The 12,479-nt window shown below is 50.2% G+C and carries 13 protein-coding genes and 1 tRNA gene; 12 read left to right on the top strand and 2 right to left on the bottom strand.

Annotation, left to right across the window (positions count from 1 at the left end):
- Positions 1-42 precede the first annotated feature (42 nt).
- From grxD to GJV52_RS10755, 4 genes are all read left to right on the top strand, one after another.
- Positions 43-351: a Grx4 family monothiol glutaredoxin gene (gene grxD / locus GJV52_RS10770; protein ID WP_096295380.1), complete on the top strand. Its 309-nt coding sequence runs from the start codon at positions 43-45 to the stop codon at positions 349-351.
- Between the two features lie 119 nt (positions 352-470).
- Entirely contained in the window at positions 471-1,097 is a 627-nt protein-coding gene (gene upp / locus GJV52_RS10765; RefSeq protein WP_100564127.1) for a uracil phosphoribosyltransferase, read from the top strand.
- A gap of 84 nt (positions 1,098-1,181) precedes the next feature.
- On the top strand, positions 1,182-1,499 hold the full coding sequence (locus tag GJV52_RS10760; RefSeq protein ID WP_095502896.1) for a DUF2322 family protein: 318 nt from the start codon (positions 1,182-1,184) through the stop codon (positions 1,497-1,499).
- A 141-nt stretch (positions 1,500-1,640) separates the two neighbouring features.
- Positions 1,641-2,444 carry a DUF4198 domain-containing protein gene (locus tag GJV52_RS10755; RefSeq protein WP_095502897.1) on the top strand — a complete coding sequence of 268 codons (804 nt, stop codon included), beginning with the start codon at positions 1,641-1,643 and terminating at the stop codon, positions 2,442-2,444.
- Between the two features lie 82 nt (positions 2,445-2,526).
- On the opposite strand, the gene GJV52_RS10750 is transcribed toward GJV52_RS10755, so the two are convergent.
- Together GJV52_RS10750 and GJV52_RS10745 are read right to left on the bottom strand one after the other, a co-directional pair.
- Positions 2,527-3,087 (bottom strand): pseudouridine synthase, encoded by a 561-nt coding sequence (locus GJV52_RS10750; RefSeq protein ID WP_100564125.1) that lies wholly within the window; start codon positions 3,085-3,087, stop codon positions 2,527-2,529.
- Between the two features lie 144 nt (positions 3,088-3,231).
- Positions 3,232-3,324, bottom strand: a tRNA-Ser gene (locus GJV52_RS10745).
- Between the two features lie 325 nt (positions 3,325-3,649).
- Between GJV52_RS10745 and GJV52_RS10740 the strand changes: the two genes are divergently transcribed.
- From GJV52_RS10740 to GJV52_RS10705, 8 genes are all read left to right on the top strand, one after another.
- Positions 3,650-5,875 carry an NADP-dependent isocitrate dehydrogenase gene (locus tag GJV52_RS10740; protein ID WP_100564123.1) on the top strand — a complete coding sequence of 742 codons (2,226 nt, stop codon included), beginning with the start codon at positions 3,650-3,652 and terminating at the stop codon, positions 5,873-5,875.
- Between the two features lie 399 nt (positions 5,876-6,274).
- Complete coding sequence (locus GJV52_RS10735) at positions 6,275-7,651, top strand: MATE family efflux transporter (protein ID WP_095502900.1); 1,377 nt, start codon at positions 6,275-6,277, stop codon at positions 7,649-7,651.
- Positions 7,652-7,765: 114 nt separating this feature from the next.
- Positions 7,766-8,803 (top strand): UDP-N-acetylmuramate dehydrogenase, encoded by a 1,038-nt coding sequence (murB, locus tag GJV52_RS10730; RefSeq protein ID WP_154143180.1) that lies wholly within the window; start codon positions 7,766-7,768, stop codon positions 8,801-8,803.
- 24 nt (positions 8,804-8,827) lie between these two features.
- A complete protein-coding gene (locus GJV52_RS10725) occupies positions 8,828-9,472 on the top strand; it encodes a TetR/AcrR family transcriptional regulator (RefSeq protein ID WP_095502902.1) in 645 nt (214 codons plus the stop codon).
- A 78-nt stretch (positions 9,473-9,550) separates the two neighbouring features.
- Positions 9,551-10,135, top strand: a complete 585-nt coding sequence (locus GJV52_RS10720; RefSeq protein ID WP_095502903.1) for an LOG family protein — start codon at positions 9,551-9,553, stop codon at positions 10,133-10,135.
- Between the two features lie 14 nt (positions 10,136-10,149).
- Positions 10,150-10,923 (top strand): SDR family oxidoreductase, encoded by a 774-nt coding sequence (locus tag GJV52_RS10715; RefSeq protein ID WP_100564133.1) that lies wholly within the window; start codon positions 10,150-10,152, stop codon positions 10,921-10,923.
- 42 nt (positions 10,924-10,965) lie between these two features.
- Entirely contained in the window at positions 10,966-11,535 is a 570-nt protein-coding gene (locus GJV52_RS10710) for a ubiquinone biosynthesis accessory factor UbiJ (RefSeq protein ID WP_095502904.1), read from the top strand.
- Positions 11,536-11,568: 33 nt separating this feature from the next.
- A complete protein-coding gene (locus GJV52_RS10705; RefSeq protein WP_100564121.1) occupies positions 11,569-12,459 on the top strand; it encodes an NAD(+) kinase in 891 nt (296 codons plus the stop codon).
- The last annotated feature ends 20 nt before the right edge of the window (positions 12,460-12,479 follow it).

The following is a 12,479-nucleotide window of genomic DNA, read 5'->3' as shown; positions in this document are numbered from 1 at the left end:
CGTTCAAACCGAATCACTCCGATTGTTTTAAAGGAATCACACATGAGCATTCATGATCAAATCAAAGAAGTTGTCACCACCCACCGCGTTGTCTTGTTTATGAAAGGCACCAAACAATTCCCGCAATGCGGCTTTTCATCTCGCGCCGTGCAAATTTTGAACGCAGTCAACTGCACTGATTACGTAACGGTTAACGTGTTGGAAAACGACGAAGTGCGCCAAGGCATTAAAGAATACAGCGACTGGCCAACTATTCCGCAACTGTATGTTAACGGTGAATTCGTCGGTGGCTCCGACATCATGATGGAAATGTTTGAAGCCGGCGAATTGGAAGAAGTGTTAAAAGCCTAATTGTTGACAAAGGCCGTCTGAAACCCTGTTCAGACGGCCTTTTGCATGGTTTGCACTGTTTGCGCGACACCCAAAAAAAAGTATAATAAACCCACTTTACCAGACATCGAGTAGAAGCAATGAATGTGACCGTCATCGACCATCCCTTGGTCAAACACAAATTAACCCTAATGCGCGAAGCCGAATGCAGCACCTATAAATTCCGCACACTCGCCACCGAACTCGCCCGCCTGATGGCCTACGAAGCCAGCCGCGATTTCGACATGGAAAAATACATCATCGACGGCTGGTGCGGCCGCATTGAAGGCGACCGCATCAAAGGCAAAACCTTAACCGTGGTGCCGATTTTGCGTGCCGGCTTGGGCATGCTCGACGGCGTATTGGATTTGATTCCCACCGCAAAAATCAGCGTGGTCGGCCTGCAACGCGACGAAGAAACCTTAAAACCGGTTTCCTACTTTGAAAAATTCGTCGACAGCATGGACGAGCGCCCTGCCTTGATTATCGACCCTATGCTGGCCACCGGCGGCTCGATGGTTGCCACCATTGATTTGTTGAAAGCCAAAGGCTGCAAAAACATCAAAGCCTTGGTATTGGTTGCCGCACCCGAAGGCGTGAAAATCGTTAATGACGCGCACCCGGATGTAACCATCTACACCGCCGCGCTCGACAGCCATCTGAACGAAGACGGCTACATCATCCCGGGCTTGGGCGATGCCGGCGATAAGATTTTCGGTACGCGCTGATTCAAATAAACAGGCCGTCTGAAAAATATCCGCTTTCAGACGGCCTGTTCCTCCTTTTCCCCACCCATCAAATTAAGGAACATCATGAGCTTTCAAGACAATCTGGCTGCCATGCCTGCAATCGACCACTTAAGCGGCCTAGACGTTCACAATGAGCAAGGCGAAACCATTCACCACATTCCTGCTGCACCGGGCAAGCTCGGTTCATTAAAACTCTATCACGCGCTGGCGCAAGAATTCGATAACCAACTAAACGCCGCCGCAGCCGAACGCGGTTTAGCCTTGTTTGCCGAACACGTAGCCGATGCCGAAGCCAATCCGGGCAAACACCCTAACATCGATTTGCTGTTTAAAGTCAAAGCCGAAAATTTGGTTTATCAATTGAAACCGTTACAAGCTTAATTCAACATTAAATGCCGTCTGAAATTGATTTCAGACGGCATTTTGTTACCCTATAACAAAATCGTTTACATTGTTTAAAGTGTGTTATACCATAACTCACCGTTTTAATTGACCCACCCACTTTTATAGAGAACACCCATCATGAAAAAATCTATTTTACTGATTACTTCCGCATTGTTCCTGTCCACCGCCGCACACGCCCACCGCGTATGGGTTGAAACTGCCCACACCCATGGCGGCGAATACCTGACAGCCGAACTGGGCTATGGTGAATTTCCGGATTTAGAGCCAATCGCCAAAGACCGCCTTAACATTTTCAAACCATTGCAACTGGTGACCGAAAAAGGCAAAGAAAACCTGATTCAAAAAGGCCAATTCAACTACCAATACCGCAGCAACCGCCCAGTTAAAGACGGCAGCTACTTGGTGATTGCCGAATACCAACCAACTTTCTGGTCAAAAAATGCCGCCGGTTGGAAACGCGTGAATAAAACCGAAATGACTGATGCCACCTACTGCGAAGAAAGCCGCATGTATGGCAAAAACATCGTCAACGTTGGCCATGAAAGCGCAGACACCGCCATCATCACCAAACAAGTCGGCCAAAACTTAGAAATCGTACCGCTCGACAATCCGGCTAACGTGCACGTCGGCGAACGCTTTAAAGTACGCGTGTTGTACCGCGGCGAGCCATTGGCCAACCATCCGGTAACCGCAACTTTCGACGGCTTTGACAACAGCGACCGCAGCAAAACCCACAAAGTAGAAGCGCAAGCATTCTATGACGTGACCAACGACAAAGGCGAAGTGGACATCATCCCATTGCGTCAAGGTTTCTGGAAAGTCAACGTTGAGCATAAAACCGATTTCCGCGACCAAAAAGTCTGCGAAAAAGAGTCTAACTACACCACACTCACTTTCCAAATCGGTCATACCCACCACTAATAAAAATCGCTGAAACACGCGACAATACATTGCAAACGTCAAAGGCCGTCTGAACATTCAGACGGCCTTTTATCATAAATATTCAAGGCTGATGCGGCGCAAACTGCCACTCCCCTAAAGCCAAATCCAATTCAAAAATATTCAAGCGCCCAATTGCCACCCGCACCAAACGCAAACACGGATAACCGGCCTTCGCCGTCATGCGACGCACTTGGCGGTTTTTGCCTTCAGTAATCTTAATTTCCAGCCAAAAATCCGGCACCGTTTTACGCACCCGAATCGGCGGCTGACGCGGCCACAGTTTATCCGCTTCGCCTTCGCTCAACACACGCACCTTGGCCGGTCGCGTCACAAAATCCCCCAAATCCACGCCACGGCGTAACACATCCAATTTCGCCTCATCCGGCACACCTTCCACCTGCGCCCAATAAGTTTTTTCCTGCTTAAACTTCGGATCGGCGATTCTGGCCTGCAAACGCCCATTATTCGTCAACAATAACAAACCTTCACTATCCGTATCCAAACGCCCAGCCGGATAAAAACCCGGTTGCTCAACATAATCTTTTAAGCATGGGTGTTTCTCATGCGGCGAAAACTGGCAAATCACGCCATAAGGTTTGTTTAAAACGAGCAAATCATTCATTCAGACGGCCTCAATATTATGTTGGATATTCGAGCAGCAACCGCACACCAATCGAACACGTTTACGTCATTATGGTTAATAACACAATCAATGTGCAAATACCAAAACAAAACCCGCTGACTAATCAGCGGGTTTTGTTTGTTCTGGCGGAGTAAGAGGGATTCGAACCCTCGATGCAGGTTGACCCCACATGCTTCCTTAGCAGGGAAGTGCCTTCAGCCTCTCAGCCATTACTCCTAAGGAAGTCCGAACTATACTGGTTTGCAGCTGGGCTGTCAAGCATGAAAAAAGGATGGTTCAATAAACATCTGAATTAATTGGGAACAAAAGTAATCATTTGCTCTGAACAGCAATATTAGCTTGGTTTCACCCTACTTGTTTTACCCTATAGCCGATATTCATACTTTACCCACCTCTCTTTTCAGACGTCCTTTTCCTATACCAAAGAACTAGTTTATTGATAATGATTGCATTCCCCCAACTCCTTTAAATTGTGCCATAATAACGCGTGCCATACCGCTTGGCATGGAAAAGAAAAACCTTAACCTACAAGAGAATCTCTATGACTAACAAAGCCACCATTATCTATACCCACACCGATGAAGCACCTGCTTTGGCAACCAAATCATTCCTGCCTATCGTGCGTGCGTTTACCCAATTCGCCGACATCGACGTGGAAACCAAAGATATTTCATTGGCCGGCCGTATTTTGGCCACTTTCCCGGATTTCTTGAAAGAAGAGCAACGCGTGCCGGATGCTTTGGCCGAATTGGGCGAGCTGGTGAAAAAGCCTGAAGCCAACGTGATCAAGCTGCCGAACATCAGCGCGTCTGTGCCGCAACTGACTGCTGCGATTAAAGAATTGCAGGCGCAAGGTTTTGCTGTGCCGGATTTCCCGACCGACCCGAAAACCGACGAAGAAAAAGCCATCCGCGAGCGCTACGACCGCATTAAAGGCAGCGCGGTAAACCCTGTTTTGCGCGAAGGCAACTCTGACCGTCGCGCGCCTAAAGCCGTGAAAAACTTTGCCAAGAAAAACCCACACAGCATGGGCGCTTGGTCTAAAGATTCCAAAACCCACGTTGCCACCATGCAAAGTGGTGACTTTTTCCATAATGAACAATCGGTTACCGTACCAGCCGCCACTTCTGTGTCTATTGTCTTCACCGACAAACAAGGCAACAAAAGAGAATTGCGCAAACCAGTTAACCTGAAAGACGGCGAAATCATCGACGCAACCGTGATGAACAAAAAAGCCTTGGTGAGCTTCTTGAATGAGCAAGTGAAAGAAGCCAAAGAGCAAGGTTTGCTGTTCTCATTGCACATGAAGGCGACCATGATGAAAGTGTCTGACCCGATTATTTTCGGTCACGCCGTCAAAGCTTTCTTTGCCCCTGTATTCGAAAAATTCGGTGACGAATTGGCTGCTGCCGGTGTTAACGTAAACAACGGTTTCGGTAACTTATTGGCCAACTTGGACAAACTGCCGTCTGAAACCAAAGCTGCGGTTGAAGCCGAAATCGCTGCCGTATATGCGGCCAACCCTGATTTGGCAATGGTAGATTCCGACAAAGGCATTACCAACCTGCACGTGCCAAGCGACGTGATTGTCGATGCGTCTATGCCTGCGATGATCCGTAACTCGGGTCAAATGTGGGATAAAGAAGGCAAGCAGCAAGACACCAAAGCCGTGATTCCAGACAGCAGCTATGCAGGCGTATATCAAGCCACCATCGATTTCTGCCGCGAACACGGCGCATTCGACCCGACCACCATGGGCACTGTGCCAAACGTCGGCCTGATGGCGCAAGCAGCTGAAGAATACGGCTCGCACGACAAAACTTTTGAAATCGAAGCCGACGGCGTGGTAGAAGCGGTTGATGCTTCAGGCGAAGTATTGATGAAACATGATGTTGAAGCCGGCGACATCTGGCGCATGTGCCAAACCAAAGATGCGCCGGTGAAAGACTGGGTGCAATTGGCAGTAAACCGCTCACGCTTGAGCAACACCCCTGCCGTGTTCTGGCTGGATGAAAAACGCCCACACGACAAGAGCTTGATCAATAAAGTAGAAGCCTACCTGAAAGACTTGGATACCAATGGTTTGGACATCCGCATTCTGTCACCGGTAGAAGCCACCAAGTTCAGCTTGGAACGCATCAAAAAAGGCGAAGACACCATCTCGGTAACCGGCAACGTATTGCGCGACTACCTGACCGACTTGTTCCCGATTTTGGAATTGGGCACCAGCGCGAAAATGTTGTCTATCGTGCCTTTGATGAACGGCGGCGGCATGTTTGAAACCGGCGCGGGTGGCTCTGCTCCGAAACACGTACAACAATTCTTGGAAGAAAACCACTTGCGTTGGGATTCTTTGGGCGAATTCTTGGCCTTGGCAGTATCGTTTGAGCATTTGGCACAAAAAACCGGCAACAGCAAAGCCCAAGTTTTGGCCGACACTTTAGACGCTGCGACCGAGCAATTGCTGTTGAACGGCAAATCACCAAAACGCAAAGCCGGTGAACTCGACAACCGTGGCAGCCACTTCTACATCGCACTCTACTGGGCACAAGCATTGGCCGCTCAAGACAAAGATGCTGAATTGAAAGCCAAGTTCGCGCCATTGGCCGAAACCCTGACTGCCAACGAAGACAAAATCGTGGCAGAATTGGCTGCCGGCCAAGGCAAAGCTGTGGACATCAAAGGCTACTACAGCCCGAACGAAGAGTTGGCTTCTGAAGCCATGCGCCCAAGCGCTACTTTGAACGCTGCTTTGGCTGCACTGTAATGAAAGCAAAGCCGAATCTTATGTAAATTGATTGGATTTGGCTGCTGACATTCATCAAAGGCCGTCTGAAAGTGAATCATGCTTTCAGACGGCCTTTTGATATATTGCTTTATCGTTCAGACGGCCTGATACCTTTGCAAAACCCTAGATTTGGGTACAGTTCAAAGTTGTAGCAGCACAGAAAGCGAAGACATGTCACTAAGATATAAAAGCTTTCGAGCAGCGCACAACGAAGAAATGTGCCATAGGGATTTTGCAAAGGTCTCAGCCTGAAAAACCTGATTTAATACCACCCGAAACAATCTATCCGCCTACCCTGATTTAACCTATAATACGACTTTAACGATTCCGCGCCGTTTGAATATTCAGACGGCCTGTTTTATTTTCTGTGCCATTGTCATGTTTCTCGATATCAACCGTTACCCTGTTCCCGTTTTCAAAAAAGAAATCCGCCATTTGATTCTGCTGGCGGTGCCGATGCTGTTGGCGCAAGTGGCGCAGGTCGGCATCGGTTTCGTCGATACCGTGATGGCCGGTGGCGCGGGTAAGGAAGACTTGGCCGCCGTGGCTTTGGGCAGCGGCGCGTTTGCCACGATTTTCATCACCTTTATCGGCATCATGACCGCGCTCAACCCCATCATCGCCCAGCTCAACGGCGCTGCTAAATTCGATGAAGTCGGTGAAACCGGCCGACAAGGTTTGTGGTTCGGGCTGGCGTTAGGCGTGTTCGGTATGCTGCTGATGTGGGCGGTAATTGTGCCTTTTCGCAATTGGCTGGATTTGGGCGACTACATCGAAGACACGATGGCGCTGTATATGATTTTTACCGGCTTGGCCATGCCCGCGGCGATGATACACCGTGCGCTGCATGCTTATGCCTCCAGCCTCAACCGACCGCGCGTAATTATGTGGGTGAGCGTGGCGGCGTTTTTCCTGAATGTGCCACTCAATTATATGTTTGTTTACGGCAAATTCGGCATGCCGGCTTTAGGCGGTGCGGGCTGCGGCTTGGCAACGGCTTTGGTGTTTTGGTTCAACGCCATTGCTTTGTGGTTGTATGTGACCAAGCAGGATTATTTCAAGAAATTCAAGCTCACCGACCGCTTCAGCAAGCCCGATTGGGCAGCGTTTAAAAACTTTTGGAAACTGGGCGCGCCGATTGGCCTGTCTTACTTTTTGGAAGCCAGCGCGTTTACCTTTATCGTGTTTTTGGTGGCGCGTTTGGGCGAAGATTATGTGGCCGCGCAGCAAGTCGTCATCAGCCTGACCGGCATTATTTATATGGTGCCGCAAAGCGTTGGCGCCGCATCGACTGTGCGCGTGGGCTTTGCACTCGGTCGCCGCCAATTTGCCCGCGCCCGCTATATTTCCGGCGTATCATTGATTTTAGGCTGGGCATTGGCTGTTATCACTGCCTTGGCTTTGGTATCATTGCGTTATCCTTTGGCAGGCATGTACACCGATGATGCGATGGTATTGAACATTGCTGCGGGCGTGTTGCTGCTGGCGGCGGTGTTCCAACTATCAGACTCGACCCAGTGCATTGCTTCTTATGCCTTGCGCGGCTATAAAGTCACCAAAGTGCCGATGTATATCCATGCGGTGGCGTTTTGGCTGTGCGGCTTGCTGCCGGGCTACATCTTGGCCTACCGCTTCGACATGGGCTTAAACGGCTTTTGGACAGCCTTAATCGTATCGCTCACCATTGCCGCGATTGCATTGGTTTGGTGCTTGGAATTGTGCAGCAAATCCTTTGTGAAATCCTATACACGATAAATTTCAGACGGCCTTATCATATGCCGTCTGAAAGTAAGTGATATATTATAATATTATTATTTTTTTCAGGCGGCCTCATGCTCTGCCGTCTGAAACCTTTCTTCAGGCTTTATCATGAAACTCAGTTATCAAACCGACCTGACCCCTTACAACACCTTCGGCCTTAAAGCCAACGCCCATGCTTTTGCCGTTTTGGAACAGGCAGAAGATATCCGCGAAATCATCCGCCTGCCCGAATTCAGCCGCGACAATGTTTTGTGGTTGGGTGGCGGCAGCAATATCCTGCTGATGGAAGATTATTCCGGTTTGGTGGTGCACATGGCGAATAAAGGCGTGCGCGAAATCAGCCGTTCAGACGGCCTTGTGTATATCGAAGCGCAAGCCGGTGAAATTTGGCATGAGTTTGTGTTGCACACGCTGGATTTGGGCTTGAGCGGTTTGGAAAACTTAAGCCTGATTCCGGGCACAGTCGGTGCTTCGCCGGTACAAAACATCGGTGCATACGGTTTGGAAGTAAAAGACGTGATTCGCAGCGTGCGCTGCTTTGATTTGGATACCGAAACTTTTGTCGAATTGAGCAATGCCGATTGCCAATTTTCTTATCGTGAAAGCTTTTTTAAGCAGGCAGGCAAAGGTCGCTATGTGATTGTGTCGGTGGTATTTGCGCTCAAAGAGCATTTCACGCCTAATTTGAAATATGGTGATTTGGCCGCCGCAGTCGAAGCCATCTGCCAAGTCCGTGAAGCTACGGCGAAAGATGTGTCGAATGCCGTGTGTGCAATCCGCAACAGTAAGCTGCCCGACCCGAACATTCTCGGCAATGTCGGCAGTTTCTTTAAAAATCCGATTGTCAGCGCCGAGCAAGCTGCATTATTATCGAGCAAATACACTAATATGCCGCAATATCTACAAGCCGACGGCACGGTCAAGCTGGCTGCAGGCTGGCTGATTGATCAATGCCGTCTGAAAGGCTTCCAAATCGGCGGTGCGGCCGTGCATGATAAGCAGGCTTTGGTGTTGGTGAATAAACACAACGCCCAAGCCCAAGATGTTTACCGCTTGGCACAACACATTTGCCGCGAAGTGGCCGAAAAATTCCAAGTCTCGCTGCATGCCGAACCCAACTGGCTGCCGGCTTCATACAGTTTGTAATCTATACCATTAAGGAATAATCACGTGGTACGAGAACCCAAAATCAACACTTACACCCGCATTATTAATGCCAGCCTTGTTTTGTTTAACGAAGAAGGCGAGCGCAACATCAGCACCAACCACATCGCAGCACACTTGGGCATCAGCCCCGGCAACCTGTATTACCATTTCCGCAATAAAGATGAAATCATCATCCAGCTTTTCAAGCGCTACAGCGAAGCCCTGCTGCAATACCTGCAAGAAGCGGAGCTACCAAAAGACGTCGAAGGCGCGATTACCTATATGGCGGGCATTTACACTGTGATGTGGGAATACCGCTTCCTGTTTAGCGATGTGAACACCTTGTTGGCACGCAGCGCCGAATTATTGGGCGAACACAACAACTTCACCCACGCCAAAGTATCGCCATTATTGGTAAAATTATTAAACGAACTCAACGACCACGGCATCATCCGCGCCGACAAAACCGCCATTGACGACTTGGCCGTGAATATGTGGATCATGACCAAATACTGGTTCGACTTCGACGGCTCGCTGCAAGGCCGCACCAAATTGACTGAAGATTCCAAAGCCCGCGGTGTGCAACGCTCATTGAGCCTGTTGCGCCCTTATCTGCTGCCGGATCATATGGTTGAATTTGACCAAAAAATCAGCAATCCGCCGGTTTAATTTTTTACTTTTATTCAGGCCGTCTGAAAAAGAATGGATTTTCAGACGGCCTCAGCTTTTACTTAGAAAATCAATAATATGAAAAACATCGCTGTTTATTGCGGTTCGAATTTAGGTAAATCGCCTGCTTTTTATCAAGCTGCCCAAGTCATGGGGCAAGCCATTGCCGAACGCGGCAGCCGCTTGGTGTACGGCGGCGGCAAAGTCGGCCTGATGGGCACGGTCGCCGATGCGGTTTTGGCGCACGGTGGCGAAGTCATCGGCGTGATTCCGACCTTTTTGCGAGAAAAAGAAGTTGCCCACCAAGGCTTGACCGAGCTTATCGAAACGCCCGATATGACCGAGCGCAAAACCAAAATGATTACGCTATCCGATGCCTTTATCGCCATGCCCGGCGGCATCGGCACTTACGAAGAATTGTTTGAAGTGTTGTCGCTGTCCCAACTGCGCCAACACACCAAACCCATCGGCCTCCTGAATATCGAAGGCTTTTTTGATCCATTGATCAACTTAATGCAACAAACCGCTGCGCAAGGCTTTATGCCACAAACCAATTTGAATTTGCTCTGCGTAGCCGACAATCCGGCCGATTTGCTGGCCAAAATGGCGGCGTATGAATTTGTTGATGCACCTAAATGGGCGCAACCGAGCTGGCAAAAATAAAAGGCCGTCTGAACATGAACGAAACGCTCCCTGCTTGCGCCATTCTCGGCCTTGGCTACCTTGGCCGCCCTTTGGCACAAAAATTCTACGAAAACGGCTATGAGGTGACGGCCATCAAACGTCACCTCACTTCCGACGACATCAACCTGCCGATTCAGCTTGATGCCGTTGATTTAAACCAGCCCAACGCTTTTCAGACGGCCTTACCACATTGGGCGGACAAACCGACATGGTTCTGCCTGTTGCCGCCGTTTTCACTCCACGATTACACCGCCGCGCTGCAACAATGGCTGCAATTAGCCGAATCGCTTGATGTGCAACATATTATTTTCACCAGCAGCACCAGCGTTTATGGCGATGGAGCGCGCGAGTGCGATGAAACCAGCCCACTCAACCCGCAAACCGACAACGCCAAGCAGATTGCCACCGTGGAAAACCTGCTGCTCAACAGTGCCATTCCCCATGTCGATATTTTGCGCTTGGGCGGCCTTTATTCCGCCGAACGCCATCCGGTGACGCGTTTGGCGTTGAAACGCAACATCAGCGGCGGCAAGCAGCCGGTGAATGTGGTGCATCAGGATTTGGCCGTGGCCGCGCTGTTTCATACGGCCTTGAATCCCGACGGCAAGCGCATCAAAAACGTGGTCGAACCCAAGCACCCGACCCGCGCCGAATTCTATACCGCCGAAGCTGCCAAGCTCGGTTTGCCCGCGCCCGATTTCAATCCCGATGACCAAAGCAGCGGGAAAATTGTAAATACCGTTTGCGTGCACGGCTTAAGTCTGTAAAATCAAGGTTTGTTTTATTTTCAGACGGCCTCAGAGAAAACCATGTCCGCCCTCCTTCCAGTCATCAACCACCTGATTCAGCAGAATCCCGAGCATCAATATGATTTGGCCGGATTTGCAGGTAAAACCCTGAGCGTTCAGATTGCCGGTTTCCGTATTCACGGCCGCATCAGCGAAAAAGGCTTTTTAGAAGCCGCCGCCGATGCGCCCGATACCGAAATCACTTTCCACAACAGCGCCATTCAAAAAATCCTGCAAGGCGAGCAGCCCGGCGTCGGCGACATTGCCATCGACGGCGATTTGATTCTAGGCATGTCGCTTTTACCGATTTTCGGCGGCCTACGCTATTATGCCAACGACGATTTAAGCCGCATTTTCGGTGATGCCGCCGCCGGTAGCATTGCCACCCGCGCTGCCGTTATCGGCCATACCGTCAAACAAATCGGCAAAAGCATCGCCGAGCAAATCAGCGAGTTTTCCCGCGAACCGGAATCGCCGGTTATCGACCAAACCACGCTGGCCGCATGGATGGAAGAAGTCGATCAACTGCGCGACGACGTTGCCCGCCTACACGCCCGCCTCGATCGCCTCGAGCGCGATATCTGGCTCTGATTTCAGACGGCCTCTTACCCTTATTCCACCGCCATGAACAGTCCATTCAAAAACATCGGCATTGTTACCCGCCCGAACACACCCGAAATCCAAGCCACCGTGCATACTTTGGTGGAGTTTTTGTGCCAATCCGGATTTGCCATCTATGTAGACGAAGAAACCATCGTCGAACACAGCATCCTTGCCGATGATATTCCACTCTGCACCACCTGCTGCAAAGCCGATTTAGGCAAATATTGCGACTTGGTGATTGTATTGGGCGGCGACGGCACTTTCCTTTCTGCCGCCCGTGAAGTGGCCGGACGCGGCATTCCGATGATTGGCGTCAACCAGGGTCATCTCGGTTTTCTCACCCAAATCCCACGCGAACAAATGGTCGAAGATTTGCGGCCGGTTTTGGAAGGCAAATACCTGCCGGAAGAACGCATTTTATTGGAAGTGGATTTAGTGCGTGACGGTGAAATTCTTCATCGCTCACTGGCTTTAAACGATGCCGTACTCTCGCGCGGCGCAGCAGGCCAAATGATTGAATTTGAAGTATTTATTAATCAAGAATTTGTCTACACCCAGCGTTCGGACGGCTTGATTGTATCCACCCCGACCGGCTCAACTGCCTACGCCTTAGCCGCCGGCGGCCCGATTTTACAGGCCAGCTTACGCGCCTTTACCTTGGTGCCGATCTGCCCGCAATCGATGACCAACCGCCCGATTGCCGTGAGTGACACCAGCGAAATCGAAATCTTGGTCACCAAAAGCGGCGATGCCCGCGTGCATTTCGACGGACAATCGTTCCACGACATCCAAAACCTCGACCGCCTGATTATCCGCCGCTACCACAATCCGCTGCGTGTGTTGCACACCACCGATTACCAATATTTCAAAACCCTGCGCCAAAAACTGCATTGGGGCGAACAACTGGTTTAATAATGAAAGGCCGTCTGAAA

The sequence above is a fragment of the Neisseria brasiliensis genome (genome assembly GCF_009671065.1).
In the GTDB taxonomy this organism is placed as follows: domain Bacteria; phylum Pseudomonadota; class Gammaproteobacteria; order Burkholderiales; family Neisseriaceae; genus Neisseria; species Neisseria brasiliensis.
This window is presented reverse-complemented; position numbering and strand designations above follow the sequence as displayed.

Coding starts and splice junctions, on each gene's coding strand:
- grxD (WP_096295380.1), top strand. CDS start 43: ATGAGCATTCATGATCAAATCAAAGAAGTTGTCACCACCCACCGCGTT.
- upp (WP_100564127.1), top strand. CDS start 471: ATGAATGTGACCGTCATCGACCATCCCTTGGTCAAACACAAATTAACC.
- GJV52_RS10760 (WP_095502896.1), top strand. CDS start 1,182: ATGAGCTTTCAAGACAATCTGGCTGCCATGCCTGCAATCGACCACTTA.
- GJV52_RS10755 (WP_095502897.1), top strand. CDS start 1,641: ATGAAAAAATCTATTTTACTGATTACTTCCGCATTGTTCCTGTCCACC.
- GJV52_RS10750 (WP_100564125.1), bottom strand. CDS start 3,087: ATGAATGATTTGCTCGTTTTAAACAAACCTTATGGCGTGATTTGCCAG.
- GJV52_RS10740 (WP_100564123.1), top strand. CDS start 3,650: ATGACTAACAAAGCCACCATTATCTATACCCACACCGATGAAGCACCT.
- GJV52_RS10735 (WP_095502900.1), top strand. CDS start 6,275: ATGTTTCTCGATATCAACCGTTACCCTGTTCCCGTTTTCAAAAAAGAA.
- murB (WP_154143180.1), top strand. CDS start 7,766: ATGAAACTCAGTTATCAAACCGACCTGACCCCTTACAACACCTTCGGC.
- GJV52_RS10720 (WP_095502903.1), top strand. CDS start 9,551: ATGAAAAACATCGCTGTTTATTGCGGTTCGAATTTAGGTAAATCGCCT.
- GJV52_RS10715 (WP_100564133.1), top strand. CDS start 10,150: ATGAACGAAACGCTCCCTGCTTGCGCCATTCTCGGCCTTGGCTACCTT.
- GJV52_RS10710 (WP_095502904.1), top strand. CDS start 10,966: ATGTCCGCCCTCCTTCCAGTCATCAACCACCTGATTCAGCAGAATCCC.
- GJV52_RS10705 (WP_100564121.1), top strand. CDS start 11,569: ATGAACAGTCCATTCAAAAACATCGGCATTGTTACCCGCCCGAACACA.